The organism is Salipiger sp. H15, from assembly GCF_040409955.1.
In the GTDB taxonomy this organism is placed as follows: Bacteria; Pseudomonadota; Alphaproteobacteria; order Rhodobacterales; family Rhodobacteraceae; genus Salipiger.
The window spans coordinates 1570222-1589683 of sequence record NZ_CP123385.1; the positions used below are offsets into that span (position 1 = coordinate 1570222).

Annotated in this window: 21 protein-coding genes; 19 read left to right on the forward strand and 2 right to left on the reverse strand. The window is 72.2% G+C overall.

Annotation, left to right across the window (positions count from 1 at the left end; all coding sequences use genetic code 11):
- Positions 1-12 precede the first annotated feature (12 nt).
- From PVT71_RS21690 to PVT71_RS21705, 4 genes are all read left to right on the forward strand, one after another.
- Positions 13-525, forward strand: a complete 513-nt coding sequence (locus tag PVT71_RS21690) for a sigma-70 family RNA polymerase sigma factor (RefSeq protein ID WP_353474558.1) — start codon at positions 13-15, stop codon at positions 523-525.
- Entirely contained in the window at positions 522-1289 is a 768-nt protein-coding gene (locus tag PVT71_RS21695) for an anti-sigma factor (RefSeq protein ID WP_353474559.1), read from the forward strand. Before PVT71_RS21690 ends, PVT71_RS21695 begins: the two co-directional genes overlap by 4 nt.
- 81 nt (positions 1290-1370) lie before the next feature.
- Complete coding sequence (locus tag PVT71_RS21700) at positions 1371-1976, forward strand: YceI family protein (RefSeq protein ID WP_353474560.1); 606 nt, start codon at positions 1371-1373, stop codon at positions 1974-1976.
- Positions 1977-1979: 3 nt separating this feature from the next.
- Positions 1980-2519, forward strand: a complete 540-nt coding sequence (locus PVT71_RS21705; protein ID WP_353474561.1) for a cytochrome b/b6 domain-containing protein — start codon at positions 1980-1982, stop codon at positions 2517-2519.
- 6 nt (positions 2520-2525) lie between these two features.
- Here PVT71_RS21705 and PVT71_RS21710 read toward each other — a convergent pair whose 3' ends face one another.
- Complete coding sequence (locus tag PVT71_RS21710) at positions 2526-3050, reverse strand: cell wall hydrolase (protein WP_353474562.1); 525 nt, start codon at positions 3048-3050, stop codon at positions 2526-2528.
- A 253-nt stretch (positions 3051-3303) separates the two neighbouring features.
- Here PVT71_RS21710 and PVT71_RS21715 point away from each other — a divergent pair, with 253 nt between their 5' ends.
- Complete coding sequence (locus PVT71_RS21715) at positions 3304-4317, forward strand: zinc transporter ZntB (RefSeq protein ID WP_353474563.1); 1014 nt, start codon at positions 3304-3306, stop codon at positions 4315-4317.
- Here the strand turns inward: PVT71_RS21715 and PVT71_RS21720 are convergent.
- Positions 4310-4702, reverse strand: a complete 393-nt coding sequence (locus tag PVT71_RS21720; protein ID WP_353474564.1) for a hypothetical protein — start codon at positions 4700-4702, stop codon at positions 4310-4312. The genes PVT71_RS21715 and PVT71_RS21720 overlap by 8 nt on opposite strands.
- A gap of 553 nt (positions 4703-5255) precedes the next feature.
- Here PVT71_RS21720 and PVT71_RS21725 point away from each other — a divergent pair.
- The 14 genes from PVT71_RS21725 to PVT71_RS21790 all read left to right on the forward strand — a co-directional run bounded on the left by PVT71_RS21725 (position 5256) and on the right by PVT71_RS21790 (position 19458).
- On the forward strand, positions 5256-7538 hold the full coding sequence (locus PVT71_RS21725) for a phage tail sheath C-terminal domain-containing protein (RefSeq protein ID WP_353474565.1): 2283 nt from the start codon (positions 5256-5258) through the stop codon (positions 7536-7538).
- Between the two features lie 18 nt (positions 7539-7556).
- Positions 7557-8069, forward strand: coding sequence for a phage tail protein (locus tag PVT71_RS21730; protein ID WP_353474566.1), 513 nt, complete (start codon positions 7557-7559; stop codon positions 8067-8069).
- 4 nt (positions 8070-8073) lie between these two features.
- Positions 8074-8727, forward strand: coding sequence for a hypothetical protein (locus PVT71_RS21735; RefSeq protein ID WP_353474567.1), 654 nt, complete (start codon positions 8074-8076; stop codon positions 8725-8727).
- Between the two features lie 476 nt (positions 8728-9203).
- Positions 9204-9446 (forward strand): hypothetical protein, encoded by a 243-nt coding sequence (locus tag PVT71_RS21740; RefSeq protein ID WP_353474568.1) that lies wholly within the window; start codon positions 9204-9206, stop codon positions 9444-9446.
- Positions 9443-10786, forward strand: coding sequence for a DUF4255 domain-containing protein (locus PVT71_RS21745; RefSeq protein WP_353474569.1), 1344 nt, complete (start codon positions 9443-9445; stop codon positions 10784-10786). Before PVT71_RS21740 ends, PVT71_RS21745 begins: the two co-directional genes overlap by 4 nt.
- Positions 10783-12645 carry an ATP-binding protein gene (locus PVT71_RS21750; RefSeq protein WP_353474570.1) on the forward strand — a complete coding sequence of 621 codons (1863 nt, stop codon included), beginning with the start codon at positions 10783-10785 and terminating at the stop codon, positions 12643-12645. Before PVT71_RS21745 ends, PVT71_RS21750 begins: the two co-directional genes overlap by 4 nt.
- Positions 12642-12893: a hypothetical protein gene (locus PVT71_RS21755; protein WP_353474571.1), complete on the forward strand. Its 252-nt coding sequence runs from the start codon at positions 12642-12644 to the stop codon at positions 12891-12893. The genes PVT71_RS21750 and PVT71_RS21755 overlap by 4 nt, the downstream gene beginning before the upstream one ends.
- An 8-nt stretch (positions 12894-12901) precedes the next feature.
- Positions 12902-14593, forward strand: a complete 1692-nt coding sequence (locus PVT71_RS21760) for a DUF4157 domain-containing protein (RefSeq protein WP_353474572.1) — start codon at positions 12902-12904, stop codon at positions 14591-14593.
- Positions 14590-16473 carry a DUF4157 domain-containing protein gene (locus tag PVT71_RS21765; protein WP_353474573.1) on the forward strand — a complete coding sequence of 628 codons (1884 nt, stop codon included), beginning with the start codon at positions 14590-14592 and terminating at the stop codon, positions 16471-16473. Before PVT71_RS21760 ends, PVT71_RS21765 begins: the two co-directional genes overlap by 4 nt.
- A gap of 10 nt (positions 16474-16483) precedes the next feature.
- On the forward strand, positions 16484-17140 hold the full coding sequence (locus PVT71_RS21770) for a hypothetical protein (protein ID WP_353474574.1): 657 nt from the start codon (positions 16484-16486) through the stop codon (positions 17138-17140).
- A complete protein-coding gene (locus PVT71_RS21775; RefSeq protein WP_353474575.1) occupies positions 17137-17499 on the forward strand; it encodes a LysM domain-containing protein in 363 nt (120 codons plus the stop codon). Before PVT71_RS21770 ends, PVT71_RS21775 begins: the two co-directional genes overlap by 4 nt.
- Positions 17496-18623: a hypothetical protein gene (locus PVT71_RS21780; protein ID WP_353474576.1), complete on the forward strand. Its 1128-nt coding sequence runs from the start codon at positions 17496-17498 to the stop codon at positions 18621-18623. The genes PVT71_RS21775 and PVT71_RS21780 overlap by 4 nt, the downstream gene beginning before the upstream one ends.
- Entirely contained in the window at positions 18620-19126 is a 507-nt protein-coding gene (locus tag PVT71_RS21785) for a phage baseplate assembly protein V (RefSeq protein ID WP_353474577.1), read from the forward strand. Before PVT71_RS21780 ends, PVT71_RS21785 begins: the two co-directional genes overlap by 4 nt.
- An 11-nt stretch (positions 19127-19137) precedes the next feature.
- Positions 19138-19458 (forward strand): hypothetical protein, encoded by a 321-nt coding sequence (locus tag PVT71_RS21790; RefSeq protein WP_353474578.1) that lies wholly within the window; start codon positions 19138-19140, stop codon positions 19456-19458.
- Positions 19459-19462: the final 4 nt, after the last annotated feature.

A 19462-nucleotide genomic window follows, 5' to 3' on the forward strand; every position in this document is an offset into this window, starting at 1 on the left:
GGCAGGGCGCGAATGACGCTCCTGGACGAGATCGAAACCGCCATCCCGGCCCTCCGGCGCTATGCCCATGCGCTGGTGCGGGACCGTGACGGCGCCGAGGATCTCGTCCAGGACTGCCTCGAACGCGCGGTCGCGCGGCGCCAGTTCTGGCGCGGCGAGGGCGAGGTTCGCGCCTGGCTCTTCCGCATCCTGCTCAACCGCTTCCGCGACGGGGTGCGCAGCACCCGCGGCCGGGCGCAGCTGGTGCCGCTCGAGACCGTCCCGGATCCCGCCCAGCCCGCCCCGCAGGAGGCGCAGATGGCGCTGCGCGAAGTCCATGCCGCCATGGCGCGCCTGCCCGAGGAGCAACGCGCCGCCCTGCTTCTCGTCGCTGTCGAGGGGATGAGCCTCGCCGAGGCGGCGCGGGTCCTGTCGGTGCCCGAGGGCACCGTCGCCTCGCGCATCGCGCGGGCCCGCGCGGCCCTGCGCAGCATGACCGGCCGGCCCGCGGGCCGGACCACCCGAACCGAAGGATCGCAGACGTGACGCCTCCCGACCGCACAGATGACGCGCTGATGCGCCTGCGCCACGGCACCGACGCCGACCGGGCTCGGCTTGCCGCCCTGGCGGCGGAGGACCCGGCGCTGCGCGAGAGCCTCGCGGAATGGGACCGTCAGGACGCGGCGCTGCGCGCGCTCTACGATCCGGTGGCGCGCGAGAGGGTGCCCGAGCGGCACCTCGATGTCCTCGCGCGGGCCGAGCGCCGAGGCCGGCGCGGCCCGGCGCCATGGGCACGGATCGCCGCCGCGGTCGCGCTGCTGGCCTTGGGGGCCGCCGGCGGCGTGGCGGGAAGCCGGCTGCTCGGCGGCGCGGACCACGGCCCGATGCTGGCGAGCGCCGCCTTCCGCGCCTATGCCACCTATTCCGTCGAGAGCCGGCACCCGGTCGAGGTCGCCGCCTCGGAGGAGCCGCACCTGACCAACTGGCTGTCGAACCGGCTCGGCGAGCGGATCGTGCTGCCCGATCTCAGCAAGCGCGGCTTCAGCCTGATGGGCGGCCGCGTGGTGCCCGACGCGAACGGCCCGGCGGTGCTGCTGATGTACAGCGATGCCGAGCAGCGCCGGCTGGTGCTCTACGTCGCGCCGGGGCCGGGGATGGCGGAATCCACCTTCAAGTTTGCCCAGCGCGACGCGATGCGCGGCTTCTGGTGGTTCGACGAGAACCTCGGCTGCGCGCTGGTGGGCGACCTGACCCGCGACCGGCTGCACGACATCGCGGTCGATGCCTACGAACAGATCACCGGCACCTGAGGCGCGCGCCGCGTGCCCGCCGTGTCCGGCGTTCCACCCGTGCGGAAGCCCCGGCTTCCGCCAAGCCCGAGGAGGACCGACATGACACCCCTTCTTCGCATCTGCGCCGGCGGAATGCGCGCCGTCCTGCTGGCCCTCGCGCTGGCGCTGCCGCTTGCCGTCCCCGCCGCGCCCGCCGCCGCCCGGCACTACCTGCTCGACGGGCCGGGCTCGCAGGTCGGCTTCGCGACCGATTTCGGCCCCGGCAGGATCACCGGCACCTTCCCGGTCTCGGGGGCCGATCTCGAGCTCGATTTCGCCGACGTGGCGCGCAGCAAGGTGAGCGTGACCCTCGATGTCAGCAGCGCGCAGGCGAGCTTTCCCTTCGCGGCGCAGGCGATGAAGGGGCCGAAGGTGCTGGACGCGCGGCACTACCCCACCATCGCCTTCCGCAGCACGCAGGTGCGTCGCAACGGCGCGGGCGCGGTGATCGACGGCGCGCTGACCCTGCGCGGCACGACGCAGCCGGTCTCGCTGCGCGCGGTCTTCGCGCGGCCCGTGGGCAGCGATCCGAGCGATCTCGACCACCTGTTGATCTGGCTGACCGGCGCGATCCGGCGCAGCGCCTTCGGGGCGACGGGATGGCCGGACGCGGTGGGCGACGAGGTGCGGCTCGACATCACCGCGCGGATCGTGCGGGCGGACTAGGCCATGCGCCTCGGCAACAGCCCCGACGGCTACGGCCTCGTCAGCCGGATCCTGCACTGGGGGATGGCCCTCGCGATCCTTGCCATGCTGGGGCTCGGCACGGGGATCCACCGGATGACGCCGGACCTGTCGAACCTCTGGCTCTACGGGCTGCACAAGTCCGTCGGCCTCACGCTCCTCGGCCTCATCCTCCTGCGTCTCGGCTGGCACCGGCTCTCGCCGCCACCGGTGCCGCGCGGCGTGCCGGGCAGCTGGCAGCTGCGCCTTGCCCGGGCGGTGCACCGGGCGCTCTACCTGCTGCTTCTGGCCATTCCGCTCACCGGCTGGGCGGCGAGTTCCGCCACCGGCATCGACACGGTCTATTTCGGCACATGGACGGTGCCGGCCATCGCGCCGCCGTCCGAGAGCCTGTCGGACCTCGGCTTTGCCGTGCATGGCGCGTTGACCAAGCTGCTGCTGCTGCTGCTTCTCGTCCATGTCGCCGGGGCGCTGCGCCACGGCGCCGGAAGGGACGGCGCGCTGCGCCGGATGTGGACGGGCTGAGCGGGGTCAGCCCCGGCCGGTGATCCCCTCGAGCGCACCCGGCGGGCTCGGGCGCGTCACGAATTCCGGGCGGCGCTTCTCGTAGAAGGCATTGCCGCCCGAGGTGAGCACGTAGTGCATGTTGTTGTACGAGGCGCGGTAGCTGGCGGCGTGGAAGAACTGCGCATTGCCGATCAGCGGGTGCCGCTCTCCGGCCAGCACCGAGGTCGCCGCCTCGCGCACCGCCATCATCGACGACCCGCCCATCTCGCGGGTCATGATCTCCGGCGCGAACTGGCCCTTCTGCCCGACGACGCCGCAGACCGTGCCGGGGAATTCGGGCGAGGCGACGCGGTTCATCACCACGCTGCCGACCGCGACCATCCCGTCCCGGCTCGAACGGATCGACTCGAAGTACATCGCCCGCTCCATGCATTCGAGCTGGTCCGGGTCGTGGTGGCGCTGCGACATGCCGCAGCCCGCGAGGATCGTCAGGCCCGGCAGCAGCAGGGCGGCCAGCAGGCGGGCAGGGCGCAGGTGGCGCAGGAACATTCGTAGGAAACTCCCCGGGGGTCTTGGCTGTCGGTTGCACCAGCCTAGAGCCAGCGCGCCCCCGGTATCAATCTCCGAGTGACGCGGGGACATGGTGCAGTCGGCGCTCTCGCGGGATCGGGGCTCTGCCCGGCGCCCCTCCGCGCATTGCCGCCGGTCAATGTCGCGGGCGCGGCAGGGGCTAGTCTCCGGCGCGATCCCTTCCGCCGACAGGGCCGGAAGGGCCAGGCGATCATCGTGTGGAGGACCTCTCATGTCGTTGGAACAGGGCGGCCCCGCCGCCAGTCCGGAAACTCCGAAGGAGCCGGTGACCATGATCTTCGATGGCTCCGGCGGCGCCCGCATCGTGGGCGCCGCCGGGTTCGACGCCTTCCGCCCGGCGCCCGGCGCGCCGGGCTTTGCCTGGCAGCACCTGATGCGCGACCACCCGGACGCCGCGCCGCGTCTTGCGACCATCGGCCTCGACGAGTTCGTCATCGACGCGCTCATGGCCGAGGAGACGCGCCCCCGCTGCACCGTGCACGGCGATGGCGTGCTGCTCAACCTGCGGGGCGTGAACCCGCATCCCCTGGCCGAGCCGGGCGACATGATCTCGATCCGGCTCTGGGTCGAGGCGCACCGGATCGTCGGGGTCTCGGTGCGGGCGCTCGACGCGCTCGAGGACATGGTGGGCGCGATGGCGCGCGGGCACGGCCCGCGCTCGCCCGGCGACTTCGTCGCCAAGCTGGCGCTGCGGCTGGCGGACCGGGCAGAGCCCGAGGTGGCCGAGCTGACGGACATGATCGACGGGCTGGAGGAGCGCCTGCTGGAGGACGAGGACGGCACGCCGAGGGCCGAGCTCGCCGGAGTGCGGCGCGCGGCGATCCTGCTCAGACGGTACCTCGTCCCGCAGAAGGACGCGCTGCTCGCGCTCGAGATCGAGGAGCTGTCCTGGCTCTCCGAGCGTGACCGGGCGCACCTGCGCGAGGCCGCGGACCGCGTCGTCCGGCTGGGTGAGGAACTCGACGCCATCCGCGACCGGGCGCAGATCGTGCACGAGCAGCTCATCGACCAGCGGGCCGAAAGCCTCAACCGGCGGATGCTTCTGCTGACCGTGGTTGCCGCGATCTTCCTGCCGCTGAGCCTGCTGACCGGGCTGCTCGGCATCAACGTCGGCGGCATCCCCGGGGCGCAGAACTCCTGGGCCTTCCTCATCGTCTGCGTGGTGCTCGTTGCCGTGGGCAGTTCGGTCTTCTTCTACTTCAGGAAGACCGGGATGTTCAGGTGACGCTACCCTCCGCGAGGGGCGTAGATGACGCGGCAGTGTCCGCCCGCAGCTCGACGACGACATCGGCCTGCTGCGCGAGGCTGGCAAACTCGCGCGCGAAGCTCGCCTTGGAGGTGACGAGCGGGAAGGCGTCCCCGCTCACCCCCGCGTCGGCCAGCGACTTGAAGAGGCGCATCGCGAGCACCCCGGCGGAGTCCCACGCGCTCCTGTGGCCGGGATCGGGATCGAGCGGCCCGAACGAGTCCGGGCTCTTGCCGGGCAGGAAGACCACGGCGGCCACCGAGAGCTGGGCATCGAACCAGAGGGCAGCGTCGATCGCGGCCCGCAGCTGTTCCTGCCCGAGGTCCGAGCCGTCGAAATAGGTCAACACCGTCTGGACTATCATTGCACCGATCCTTTCCTTCCATTGGCGCCCGTCCGTTTGTGTCCGGCGGGCGAGAGCGTGCGCGTGACCCCACGCGATCCGGTGCGAGTCACGGCCTTCCGGCGGAGTCTGGCGGCGCGCGGCGGGCGGACATTGACGGCGGTCAATGCCGCATGTCCGGGGGCCGTGTCCCGGCATGCCTCCGCCGGTCGCTTCAGCGAGCGAACCCGCGTTGGGTCGCCCGGTCGGGGGCTGACTGTTTCCCTTGCGGCACTTGACTCGAATCGGCCCTTCCCGGACCCTCTGCCGCATAGGTTGTGCCCTCCACCGGGCCGCCTTCCAGCGCAGAAATTGATTTGCAAGGTCCTGACCCACGGGGTGCCTGCACAGATTTTCACCGGCGCGCACTCCGGAAGAATGACGCACAGTCCGCTGATGTCACCCCGACCGCCCCGCAGGGCGATCGGGCCCGAGACCTGACGGCCGATCGAGGCCAGTCCGCGCGCATCCGATGGCGCGGCCCGGTCGGGTGCGCGGATCCCGGCGCCTGAGCCCGTTGAAAAGGAGCCAATTCATGCCTGTTTCCGTGACCTATCCGGGCGTCTACATCCAGGAGATCCCGAGCGGCTCGCGCGCCATCGCGGCGGCGCCGACCTCGGTGACGGCCTTTGTCGGCTACACCTCTCGGGGCCCGGTCAACGCGCCGCGCCGGATCTTCAACTTCGGGGATTTCGAGCGGCAGTTCGGCGGGCTGCACGCCGACAGCGACCTGTCCTATTCCGTGGATCAGTATTTCCAGAACGGCGGCGGCGTCGCCTGGATCGTGCGGGTGGCCAACAACGCCCATCCGGCGAGCGTGCTGATCGAGAATGGCGCGGGCGACGTCACGCTGACCGCCACCGCCGCGAGCGAGGGCGTCTGGGGCAACAGCCTGATGCTGACGGTGGACTACGACACTTCCGATCCGCTCAACACCTTCAACCTGACCGTGGTCGAGCTCGGCGAGCAGAACGGCCGGCTGGTGCCGGTCAACAGCGAGACGCACCGGAACCTGTCGATGAACGACGCCGCGCCCACCTATGCGCCGGACGTGGTGAAGGCGGCCTCGACGCTGATCACCCTCGAGGACGCTGGGCTCAACATTCCCGACCAGGGCATGTCGGTGAGCTCGGTCACCCTCTCGGACGGCGACGTCGCGGCGCTCACCGACCAGCAGAGCCGCATCGCCATCTCGGTCGACGGCAGCCCGATGACCGAGATCCGCCTCTTCGACGGGGCGACGAGCAACTTCGCCGACGTCGGCGCCTATGTCACCGCGCTCGAGGGGGCGATCAACGCGCTCGACGGGGTCGCGGTGACGGTCACCGACAATGCCGGGGTCATCGCCATCGAGTCCGATACCGCGGGGCGCAACTCGTCGGTCGTGGTGCGCAACGCGGCAAGCGCGAACGCGGCGGCGGTGCTGGGGCTCGGGGTCGCGAACGGCGGCACCGAGATCTCGGGCGCCGCCAACTACCGGCCGATGCCGAACGGCACGGTCGGCGACCGGATCGAGGATTTCGCCGCCGATGTCGCCATTGCCGCCGGGGCGAGCATGGACATCCGCCTGCGCGACATCGAGGCCGACGGCACGGTCGTCGCCACCGACCTCGACACGCTCACCGTCACCTTCGCCGACGCGCCCGCCTCCTTCGGCGCGGTGCGGGCAGTGATCCAGTCTGCCCTTACCGGCAGCGCCAACTCGGCCTTCTCCGGCGCGACGGTGGCGGTGGTGGACAATGCCTTCGTCGTGACCCCGGGGCGGTCCGATCCCGGGCTGGTGTTCAGCTTCTCGGGCGGGCCCGCGGGCCAGCTGAACCTCGCGGATGCCGATATCGTCTCGGTGAACGTCGCGCGCTACCGTCCCGGCGTGGGCACCGACCGGGCCGCACAGCAGCCGGGCACGCTCGGGGCCGATGGCGACGTGCCGACCCCGGCGGACCTGCAGGGCAGCCTTGCCGCCAAGACCGGGATCTTCGCGCTCGAGAAGGTCGAGATCTTCAACATCCTCGTGATGCCGGGGGTCACCGATCTGGCCGTGCAGTCGCGCGCGGTCTCCTATGCCGAGGCGCGGCGCGCCATGGTCATCGTCGACATCGACCCCAACCGCGACACGCTGGTCGAGGCCGAGGAGTGGATCACCCAGGCGAGCCTTTCCGGCCCGCTGAAGAGCGAGAACGCCGTGGCCTATTTCCCGCGCGTGCGCCTGCCCGACCCCCTCCGTCAGGGGCGGCTTCGGAGTTTCCCGAACTCGGGAATGATGGCCGGGCTCTGGGCACGGACCGACAATGACCGCGGCGTCTGGAAGGCGCCCGCAGGGATCGAGGCGGTGCTGGCCGGGGTGCAGGGGCTCGACTACGTGATGACCGACGCCGAGAACGGCGTGATCAACCCGCTCGGGCTCAACGCGATCCGCTCCTTCCCGGTCTTCGGCACGGTCGCCTGGGGCGCGCGCACGCTGCGCGGCTCGGACCAGACGGCGAGCGACGGCAAGTACGTGAACGTGCGCCGCATGAACCTCTTCCTGCAGCAGAGCCTCTACCAGGGCACGCAGTTCGCCGTCTTCGAGCCGAACGACGAGCCGCTCTGGGCCGAGATCCGGCTGGCGATCGGCTCCTTCATGAACACGCTCTTCCGGCAGGGCGCCTTCCAGGGGGCGAGCCCGCGCGAGGCCTATTTCGTGAAATGCGACGCCTCGACCACCACCCAGGCGGACATCGACCTTGGCATCGTCAACATCCTCGTGGGCTTCGCGCCACTCAAGCCCGCCGAGTTCGTCATCATCTCGATCCAGCAGATCGCTGGCCAGGGCGCATGACCGCAAAGGAGGCAAGCTATGGCCGAGTTCAGCGTCAACACCCGCTTCGACCCCTACAAGAACTTCAAATTCCGCCTGCGCTGGGACGGGCGCTACGTGGCGGGCATCTCCAAGGCCGGCGCGATGAAGCGGACGACCGAGGTGGTCGAGCACCGCGTCGGCGGCGACCAGTCGACCGGGCGCAAGAGCCCGGGGCGCACCAAGTTCGAGGCGATCACGCTCGAGCGCGGCGTGACCCATGACCTCGACTTCGAAAAATGGGCCAACAAGGTGTGGAACTACGGGCAGGGCCTTGGCGCCGAGGCCTCGCTCAAGGACTTCCGCAAGGACATCCGGCTCGAGATGATGAACGAGGCGGGGCAGGTGGTCATCGCCTACCAGATCTTCCGCTGCTGGGTGTCCGAGTTCCAGGCCCTGCCGGAGCTCGACGCGAATGCCAATGCCGTCGCGATCCAGTCGATCAAGCTCGAGAACGAGGGCTGGATCCGCGATATCGACGTGGTCGAACCCGCCGAGCCGAGCTTCGGCTAGTGCGATGGAGCCGCGCCTGTCTTCCGGGACCCTGCTGAGCGTCTGGGAAACCGGCGCGGCCCGGCGGCCGCTCGACCGGGCGCTGGCGATCCTCTGGGCGGCCGGGGTGGAGCAGGGCGCCGAGCTGCCGCTCGCCGCCCGCGACCGGGCGCTTTTGCAGGTGCGCGCCGGAACCTTCGGCAAGGAGATCGAGGCGCGGGCGACCTGCCCGGACTGCGCCGCGGCGCTCGACCTGACGCTCGATGCCGAGGTGCTGGCGGCGGCGCTGCACGATCCCGAGGAAGGCCCGGTGCGGGCGCTGACCAGCGCCGATCTCGCCGCGGTCGCGGGGCTGCCGGGCGCGCGCGTGGCCGAAGGGCTGCGCGAGCGGCTCGGCTGCACCTCGGGCATCGCCCCCGAGAGCATCGACGCGGCGATCGAGGCGCAGGCGGAGGAGGCGGAGCTGACGCTGCGCATGGTCTGCGCCGAATGCGGCGCGGGCTGGGCCGAGGTGCTCGACGTGCCGGGCTTCGTCTGGGCCGAGCTCGAGGCCGCCGCGCTGCGCCTGCTCGCCGAGGTCGCGGACCTTGCCCGCGCCTTCGGCTGGACCGAGGCCGAGGTGCTGCGGCTCTCGCCGCCGCGCCGCGCCGCCTACCTCGCCATGGCGAGGGCGTCATGACCGGGGCGGTGCAGCGGTTCCTCGACCGCGCCACCGGCGCGGCATCCCCGGGGCTGCGGCCGCGCCTGCCCGCGAGGTTCGAAAGCGCGGGCTTCCTCGAGCTTTCCGCGGAGGTGCCGGCAGCCGCCTCCGCCTCCGCGCCACCCGCCGGACTCGCGGACACGCCGCGCGCAGCCCCTCGCGCCCCAGAGCCGGGGGCGGAGCCACTGTCGCCGCGCGGGCCATCGCGCGAGGCCCGGCCTGCACCCGCCGCGATGCCCCATCTTCAAGCGCCGCCGCCTGTCCTCCCTCCCGCACCGCGCGCGGATCCCGTGCCATGGCCCGGGCCGGAGGCGGCGGTGCCAGCGGAACGCGCAACGCGGGGCGAAGGCCCCGCCGCTGGCTCGGTGCCACCACAGCACGCCCCGAACGCCGCGCCAGTTCGCGCCGAAACCGCTCCGCCTCCACTCCCGTCCCGAACCGCGCCGCCGCCGCTGATGCCGCTGCTGCCGCCCGAGACGGTCATCACCGAGACTTTCATCGCCGCCGCGCCGCACCCGCCCGCGCAGCCGTCCCGCGTCGAGGCCCCGCCCGAAACGCCAGCCGAGCCCGAGATCACCATCCACATCGGCCGGCTCGACATCGCCGCGCCCGCGAGCCCGCCAGCGCCCGCCAAGCCCCGGCGCGAGAGGCCGCCGATGCGCTCGCTCGAGAGCTACCTGAACGGCGGCAAGTCATGAGCAACGTGCTGGCCATATCCGCGGTGACCCACCTGCTGAAGGACATGCTGAACAATGCCCTGATCGACGGCAACATCAGCGACGACCTGACCGCGGATTTCACCGTGACGGCGCTGTCGCCCGACCGGGTGCTCTCGGAGAACCAGGCCGAGCAGCCGACCCAGCTCAACCTCTTTCTCTACCGCATCTCGCCCAACACGGCGCTGCGCAACGCCGACCTGCCGACCCGGCGCGCCGACGGCACGCTGAGCCGCAGGCCCGTGCTCGCGCTCGACCTGCATTACATCCTGACCGCCGTTTCGGCCGAGGAGCTGCACCCCGAGATCCTGCTCGGCTACGCGATGCAACTCTTCCACGAGCGGCCGATCCTCGACCGCGAGCAAATCCGCGCCTCGCTGCAGCTCAACCCGATGGACCAGATCCTGCCCGAGGCCTACGACACCGCCCGCGCCTCGGCGATCGCCGACCAGATCGAGTCGATCAAGATCACCCCGCGCACCCTGTCGATGGACGACATGTCGAAGCTCTGGACCGCGTTCCAGGCCAGCTATCGCACCACCGTCGCCTATGACGTCTGCCTCGTGATGATCGAGCGCGAGATCCCGACGCGGCCGGCGCTGCCGGTGCTGTCGCGGGGCGGGCTGATCGACCCGGTGACGCTGCGCGATCCCGGCGTCGACGTGCGGGCTGGGGTGGGCCCCGCCGTGCCCACGCTGACCCGGGTCGAGCCGACCGACGGCCATCCGGTGATGCGCCTTGGCGGGCGGGTGGCGCTGACCGGCTTCCTGCTCGACGGGGGGCCCGGGGGGCAGGTCACCGTGCGCTTCACCGAGCCGGGCTCGGGCGTGGTTCAGGCGATGTCGCCCGAGACGCCCGCCGCGCCGAACCGGCTGGTGGTGGCGCTGCCGGCGGTCACGCCGCTTGCCGCCGGCAACCCGGCCGAGGGCGGCGTGCAGGATCCGGCAAGCTGGCGCATCGGGCCCTATATCGTCGATGTCGAGGTGATCGAGGCGGGCGGCAGGCGCCGCCTGTCGAACGCGCTGCCGCTGGCGCTCGCCTCGGCCAGCACCGCCAGCGTCGCGGCGACGCCTCCGGGCGTCACGCTGACCCTCACCGCCGCGCCGCCGATCCGGCCGGGCCAGTCCGTCGCGGTCATCGCCGGCACCGAGATGGTGGTGCTTCCCGCGCCCGCCGCCCCGGCGACCCAGGTCTCGGCGCTGTTCTCGGGCCTGCCCTCGGGGCCGGGGCTGCCGGTGCGGCTGCGGGTCGACGGGATCGACAGCCCGGTCATCGACCGCTCGGTCTCGCCGCCGGTGCTGACCACGGTGACCATCCCATGACCGCCGGAGGCACCCCCACGCCGGACATGACGCTGGCGCTGCTCCGCGAGGGGCTCGACCGCGCCATCGCCGCGAGCCGGGCGCGGCTCGAGGCGGCGGGCCGCGGCGCGGTGCCGCCCGACTTCGAACTGCCCGGACCCTCGGCGCTGCCCGTGCTGGCGGCGCGGTTCAACCTGCTGCCCGAGGAGGTGGAGCTGGTCACGCTCGCCGCCGGGGTCGAGCGCGATCCGGAGGCGGGCGCGCTCGACGTCGCCACCGCCGCGGCGCTCTGGGGGCCGGTGACCTGGGACATGCTCTGCCCCGAGGCGCCGCTGCGCCGCTGGCGTCTGGTCGAGCTGACCGGGACCGGCCCGCTGCACCGGCGCGGCCTCCGGCTCGACGAGCGGGTGCTGCATTTCCTGCTGGGCACGAGCTACCTCGACGCCCGGCTCGAGGGCATGGTGGTCCGCGCCCTGCCGGTGCCGCCCGAAGGCGCGCGGGCGGGGGCCTTCGTCGAGGCCATCCGGGCGGCCTGGACCGGCACGCCCGCGCTGCCGGTGCTGCTGCTGGGCGGGCCGGATGCGGCGGCGAAACGCGGCCTTGCCGCCGCCGCGCTCGACGGGCTCGGCGTGCCGCTCTTGCGCATGGCGGCGGGTGACATCCCCGAGGACTGGGCGCAGCGCGCGGCGCTGGCGGTGTTCCTCGACCGGGAGCTGGCGCTGTCGGGCAGCGCGGTGCTGATCGAGGCGGAGGACGGGCAGGGCGCGTCCGCCGCGCGCTTCGCCGACGGGCTCACCGGGCCGACGCTGCTGTCGGCGACCGAGCCGCCGGTGCCCGAGCGCGCGCCGCGCAGGCGGCTCGAGCTTGCCCCGCCCGAGGCCGCGGAGCGCGCCGCGCTCTGGCAGGCGGCGCTGGCGCGCGACGGCTCCGCGCTGCCCGAGGAGGCCTGTCAGCGGCTCGCGACGCAATTCGCGCTCGACCCCGGCGGCATCGGCGCGGCGGTGGCGCGGGCGGGCAGCGCCGCGCCGGGGGAGCTCTGGCACGCGGCCCGGCTCGAGGCACGCAGCGCGCTCGACGGGCTCGCCGACCGGATCGACAGCAGCGCCGGATGGGACGACCTCATCCTGCCGCCCGAACAGACGGAGATGCTGCGCGACCTTGCCGAGCATCTGCACAACGCCTGGCGGGTCAACGGCGACTGGGGCTGGGCGGCGCGCGGGGCGCGCGGGCTCGGCGTGGCGGCGCTCTTCGCCGGGCCCTCGGGCACCGGCAAGACGCTGGCTGCCGAGGTGATCGCCGGGGCGCTCGGGCTCGACCTCTACCGCATCGACCTGAGCCAGGTCGTGTCGAAATACATCGGCGAGACCGAGAAGAACCTCGCCCGCATCTTCGGGGCGGCGGAGCGCTCGGGCGCGATCCTGCTCTTCGACGAGGCCGACGCGCTTTTCGGCAAGCGGTCCGAGGTGAAGGACAGCCACGACCGCTACGCCAATGTCGAGGTCAGCTACCTGCTGCAGCGGATGGAGGCCTACCGCGGCCTTGCCGTGCTCACCACCAACCAGCGCGCGGCGCTCGACAGGGCCTTCCTGCGGCGGCTGCGCTACGTGCTGAGCTTTCCCTTTCCCGACGCCGCGGCGCGCGCGGCGATCTGGGCGCGGATCTTCCCGGCCGAGACGCCGCTCGACGGGCTCGATCCGCAGGCGCTGGCGCGCCTGCCGGTCGCGGGCGGGGCGATCCGCTCGATCGCGCTCAACGCCTCCTACCTTGCGGCGCGCGGGCCGGGGCCGGTGACCATGGCGCATGTCGAGCGCGCGGCGCGGCGCGAATACGCCAAGATGGAAAAGCCCTTCACCGGCGCCGAGCAGGGGGTGTTCCGATGACCCATGGGCCGCGCATCACGCTGCGCATCGGGCGCATCACCGGCGCGACCGGCGGGCTCAGCCGCGCCGCGCTGGAGCAGGCGCTGCACGCCGAGATCGCGCGGATCGTCGCGCAGGAGGGCGGCGCGGCCTTTGGCTCCGGCGGGGCGCGGGCGCATGTCGCGGCACGCCTCGAGGGCGGGCAGGCCGCGGCGGGGGATCGGGCGGCGGGGCTGGCCGCGGCGACGCTCCGGGCGGTGCGCTCATGAGCGGGCGCATGGCATCGGCGCTCCGCGCGCAGGCCTCGGCGACGCGGAGCTCGCCCGCGACGCCGGTGCTGACGCCCGCCGTGTCTCCTGCCGTTGCCAAGGCCGAGGAGGCGACCGCGCGCGGCGGCGCGCCGCTGCCGGACCCGCTGCGCGCGCAGTTCGCGCCGCGCTTCGGCCGGGACCTGTCGGACATCCGCATCCATACGGGCGCGGCGGCGGGCGCCGCGGCCGAGGGGCTCGGCGCCACCGCCTTCACCCGCGGCGCGCATATCGCCTTTGCGCCGGGCGGCTTCGATCCCGGCAGCCGCCCGGGGCGGCGCGTGCTCGCCCACGAGATCGCCCACAGCTTCCAGCCCGGCGCGCAGGGCACCGTCCGGCGCACCTGTCCGACCGACCCGTCGAAGATCCCGCCGGGCGACAGCAAGGCCTTCGAGGCCGCGGTCGACGCGATCACCGGCCGCAGCGAGTTCAAGGGGCTGAAGACCGACGCGCAGAAGCTTCGCCGGCTCTCGCGTCAGTTGACCGGCGAGGAGGAGCTGCGCCTCGACGCCCCGGGCGCGGCGCAGGACATCATCGACGGCGCCCGGGCCAGTGCCTGCCCGATGTTCTACATCGACCTTCTCAAGCAGCTCTTCGACCTTCCCGAGCCGGTCGCGAAGAAAGCCGACAAGGCTGCCACCGGGGGCGGCACGAGCCGCGAGGAGATGGCGGTTGCGACGCGCGCCGACATGCTCAAGGCCTTCAACGCCGAGCAGACGCGGCTTGCCCCCGGCTCCACAGGCGAGACCCACAAGGACGACGAGGAGAAGGCGGCCGCGGGCTCCGGGCGCAGCTACAGCTGGGTCAAGAACAAGGATCTCGGCAAGTCCTACCAGGTCGATGCGCGCAACCCGGCGGACATCTACGTGCGGGTGAAGATCCTGCTCAAGCCGCGCGGCGGCGGCACGGCGGCGGACGTGGCGAATGTCAGCGGCATCCAGGACGCCATCGAGAAGGCCATGTCGCAGCCCGGCTACACCGTCGACATCGACTTCGTCACCTCGGGCGGGTCGCAGAAGGACGTCTTCACCATCGGCGTCGACCCGAGCGACTGGCCGGAGTCGCAGAACTGGGTGAAGGGGCCGGGCACGCTCGCGCACGAGGCGCAGCACGTGCTCAACAACGAGGACCGCTATTCCTACCTGAGCCACGCCACAAACCCGGCCTACAACTACGCGAACCGGCTCAACCTTTTCCGCCGCCAGATGGTGCGCCCGGTGGACACGCTGGCGGGCGAGTCGATGATGCAGCGCAGCGGCTCGAACCGTCCGCTGAACGAGCAGGACATCTGCGCGACCGCCTTCGCCAACCGCGAGGGCAAGGACACCGGGATGGAGGCGCAGTACAAGGACTGCCTGCTGGCGCGCTTCGCCCTGCGCCCGGCCTCCGACATCCAGCGCATCGCGCGCATGCTGACCCACCCCTATGCCGCGCGCAACGCGGGGCTGCTCGACATCCTTGCCAGCGCTTACCTGAAGCGCCCGGAGAAGGAGCGAATCGCGGGCTGCACCGACATCTACGCCCCCGAATGCGGCCAGCCGCCGAAGGAGGATTTCGGCGTGACCGTCGACATCTCGCTCGACGCGGCCAAGAACCCGATCCCGCGCCCGCACAAGCCGCCGCCGGTGAGCGACCTGAAGAAGACGCGGAGGTCCCCATGAGCGGCGTACTCGACATCGCCGCCGCCGAGGCGGTCGCCGTGCAGCGCGCCTGTTCCTGCGGCGGTTCGGGCTGCGCCGCCTGCGCGGCGGAGGAGCAGCTCGGGATCCAGCCGAAGCTGACGCTGGGGCCGGTGAACGACCGCTACGAGCAGGAGGCCGACCGGATCGCCGACAAGGTGGTCTCGGGCGGGGCCACGGTCCAGCCGCTGCGGGTGACGCCGCTGGTGCAGCGCAGCGGTGGCGAGGAGGACGAGTTGCAGGCCAAGCCCGCGCAGGGTCAGCGGATGGAGGGGGCCGGCGACGAGGAGGAACTCCGGGCCAAGTCGCTTCCCTCCGCCCGAAGGCCCGGCGCCGCGCCGCTCACCGCCGCGGCGGAGGCCGTCTCGGGCAGCGGCCGCGGGCTCTCGGCCTCGGAGCGGGGGTATTTCGAGCCGCGTTTCGGGCGCGATCTCTCCCACGTGCGGCTGCACACGGGTGGCGCCGCCGGACGCGCGGCGGCGGGCATCAACGCCCGCGCCTTCACGCTGCGGAGCAACATCGCCTTCGCCCAGGGCCAGCTCGCGCCCGGCTCGACCGAGGGGCGGCGGCTGCTGGCGCACGAGATCACCCACACCTTGCAGCAAGGCACCGGCCAGCAGGGTACGGGCCAGCAGGGCACGGGCGCGCGGCGCAGCGTGCAGCGGCAGGAGGCGGCGTCTCCGGCCGGGCAGACGGGCACGGCACCGCCGCAGACCGCCCCCGGCGCGGCCCCCCCGCCCGCGACGCCGCCCGCCCAGCAGAGCGGCGACCGCGACGGGCACGTGGACCAGCGCTACCCCTGCGCGCGCGCCGATTGCGGGGCGCGGCTCTTGACCGTCGAGAGCGATTTCACCGAGGCGCAGTCGCGCGTCTCCGCCGCCGTCGCCGCGCTGGCGAGCCGCCCCTACGAGGCCGGCACTACCCGCGCGCTCGAGTGGTATTTCAACGACCAGTCGGAAGAGACCGTGCGGACGGTGCGCGAACGGCTCGAATGCATCGGCGCCTGCCTGCGCCTCGCGCTGCGCAGCGGCCAGTACGGATGCGTCGCGAGCCACGGCACCGCCAATGCCTATGTCGCGCATATCTCGACGCCCTACTGCTCGGACAACCGCGCGCGGATCTGCCTGACCGACAACTATTTCGACCTCGGCGACGACCGGCGCCCGCGCACGCTGGTGCACGAATGCGCGCACCGGATCGGGATGTCGCTCGGCGAGGATCACAACAGCGTCTCGGACATCTACGAGCACCGGATGCGCTTCCGCTTCCTCGACACCGAGCAGGCGCTGCAGAACTCGGATTCCTTCTCGATGTTCGTCGAGGCGATCCACTCGGGCGTGCCCATTGACGTGTCGCTGAGCGCCGTGAGCCTCAATCCCAACCTCGCGGTCGGCACCGCCGTGCCCGGCTCCGGCGCGCCCACTTGGATCGTGCGCCACTACGCGGGGGTGCAGCTCGATCACCCGGTGCTCGGCTTCTTCAGCCCGACGCTCGGGCTCGGCTTCTCGCTCATCGGCGAGACCGAGACCGAGGGCGCCGCGCCCGTGCGCTCGCCGAGCAGCTTCATCGGCAGCGTGCTCCCGGGCGTCCGCTTCGGCAACCCGCGCCCCGGCTCGGGCGGCGGCGCCTTCGTCTCGGTCGCCGGCGGGCCGGCGCTGGCGCTGCCGCTCGACGGCTCGTCGGGGGCGCGGCTCGGGGCGGAGGCGGGGGTCTCGTTCGGCTACCGCTGGCGCCTCTGGGACGTGACCGTCGAGGCGAGCGGCAACCTCGGCTACGTCTACGATCCCACGCGCGAGGCGGGGATGGAGCATCTCTTCACCCCGACGGTCGGCCTGCGGGTCGACTATCTCAGTCCGCTCTAGGAGGGCCGCCATGACCGGCTTCACCCGTTCTCCCAAGCTGCTCCGCGCCGGGCTGGTGCTGATCTCGCCCGAGAGCGGCGCGGTCGATCGGATCATCTCGCTGCAATATGCCTCCGAGACGCTGACGCGCTCGCTCGAGGTGCAGGGCATCGCCGACGAGCCCGACCGGTCGCAGCCGCTGCGGCTGACCGGCCCGGCGGTCGAGACGATCAGCCTCGAGGCGGCGCTCGATGCCACCGACCAGCTCGAGGCCCCGGGCGAGAACCCCGACGCGGTGGCCTTCGGCCTCTTTCCGGTGCTGTCGGCGCTCGAGACGCTGATCCACCCGACGACGGCCCAGCTCGAGCGGCAGAAGGCCCAGTCCGCCGCGGGCAGCTTCGAGATCGCCCCTGCGGAGACGCCGCTGACGCTTTTCGTCTGGTCGGCGAGCCGCATCGTGCCGGTGCGCGTGACGCAGATGTCGATCACCGAAGAGATGTTCGACGAGCGGCTCAACCCGATCCACGCCAAGGTTTCGCTGTCGCTGCGGGTGCTCTCGGTCGACGATCTCGGCTTCGGGCACCGCGGCTCGGGCCTCTACCTGGCCTACCTGAAGTCCAAGGAAAGCTTCGCCGCGCGGTTCCGGGGCGGCACGCTCGATGCGCTCGGCGCGGGAGGCCTTTCATGAAGAACCCGATCCAGGCCATGTACGAGGCGGGCATCGTCGAGGCCTCGGACTTCCCGCCCGACAGCCGCTACTCCGGCATTCCGACGACGACCGTCCGCGCAGCTGACGGCCGGCTGATCCCCTGTCTCGCCCGCCGCTTCGTGCCCCCGCCCGAGGACTTCGCGACGCTTGGCTACCGCGTGTTGCGCGAGGGCGAGCGGCTCGACCTGCTCGCGGCCGAGGCGATGGGCGCCCCCGGCGCCTGGTGGCAGCTCTGCGACGCCAACCGCGCGGTCTTTGCCGAGGAGCTCGAGACCCCGGGAACCGAGATACGGCTGACGCTGCCGCGGGGCGTGCCGGCCGGGGAGGAGGCGCCATGATCAAGGGCCTCGACCTGCAGCTTCTCTTCGGCCCCGGCGTGCCGGTTCCCGCGCCGCGCGCGGTGATCGACGCGCTGCAGGGGGTGAAGATCAACGAGAATTCCGGCGACACGCAATCGGGCTTCGAGCTGATGTTTGCGCTGGAAAAGGACAGCCCGCTCAGCACGCTCTTCCTGCTCGCCGGGGGCGGCGCGCTGCCGATCCTGCGCGTGGCGCTGGTGGCGACGATCTCGGGCACCGCGATGCCGCTGATCAACGGCGTGGTCACCAACACCGATCTCAGCCCCGGCGCGGGCGGCCAGCCCGCCATGCTCTCGGTCAAGGGCAAGGACCTCACCGCGGCGATGACCAAGATCGACTTCTCGGGCACGCCCTATCCGGCGATGCCGCCCGCCGCGCGGGTGGCGCTGATCCTGGCGAAATACGCCTGGCTCGGGGTGATCCCGCAGGTGATCCCGAGCCTCGAGGGCCCGCCGCTGCCGACCGACAAGATCCCGCGCCACAAGGGCACGGATCTGGCCTACATCCTCGCGCTGGCCGAGGAGGCGGGCTACACCTTCTTCATGAAGCCCGGCCCGGCCCCGGCGACCTCCTTCGCCTACTGGGGGCCCGAGGTGCGGATCGGCGCGGTGCAGCCGGCGCTGACGGCGGAGAGCGGCTTTTCCACCAACACAGAGCAGCTTTCCTTCACCTTCGACAAGGACGGGCTGGAGATCCCGGTGGTCTACATCCAGCAGCGGGAGAGCAAGGCGCCGATCCCCATCCCGATCCCGTCGAGCATCCCGTTCCACCCGCCGATCGGGGCGGTGCCGCCGCTGCCGCCGACGATCACCCGGCTGACCGACACCGCGCATCTGCATCCCTACGAGGCCGTAGTGCGCGGCTTTGCCGCCGCGGCGCGCCGGGCGGACCCGGTGACCGGGACGGGCACGATCGACGTGCTGCGCTACGGCCGGGTGCTGCGGGCGCGCAGCCTCGTCGGGGTGCGCGGCGCCGGTCCCGCCTTCGACGGGGTGCATTACGTGCAGAGCGTGACCCACGACCTGTCGCGCGGGAAGTACAAGCAGAGCTTCACCCTCAAGCGTAGCGGGCTCTTGCCCACCCGTCCCTCGGTGCCGGCATGACGCAGTATTTCGGAAAATATCGCGGCACGGTGGTCAACAACGTCGATCCGATGCTGATCGGCCGCATCCAGGCGATCGTGCCCGATGTCTCGGGCCTCGCGCCGAGCAGCTGGTGCATGCCCTGCTTTCCCGTCGCCGGGCTGCAGAGCGGGGTGATCGGCGTTCCGCCCGTCGGCGCGGGGGTCTGGATCGAGTTCGAGAAGGGCGACGCCGACCAGCCGATCTGGACTGGCTGCTATTTCGGCTCCGCCGCCGAGGTGCCGGCGCTGCACCAGCTGACGCCGCCGGGCCTCTCGGCGGTGACCATCCAGACCCTGCTGCAGAACGGCATCACCATCACCGACCTGCCGGGGCCGACAGGGGGCATCGTGCTCAAGACTGCAACCGGCGCGTCGCTGATCGTCAACGACACCGGCATCTACATCCAGAACGGCAAGGGGGCCTCGATCGTGATGACGGGGCCGACGGTGACCGTGAACAACGGCGCATTGACGGTGATCTGAGGGAGGCGCGCATGACCGGACCCATCCTGCATCTCGGCGCGACGGTGACCTGCTCGCACGGCGGGCAGGCGCTGCCGGCCTCGCCCTCGGCCCGGGTGCTGCTGAGCGGCCAGCCCGCGGTGTCGCAGCTCTCGCCCTGGGTGGTGGCGGGCTGCGGCTTCGTGCCGCCGGGCGGCAACGGGCCCTGCGTCACCGCCAGCTTCGTCGTGGCCGCGACGCGGGTCTTCATCGAGGGCGCGCCCGCGGTGCTGCAAAGCTCGACCAGCATCTGCCAGCCGACCGGCACGCCGCTGCTGCCGGTGCAGGCGCAGACGCGCGCGATCGGGAGTTGAGGCC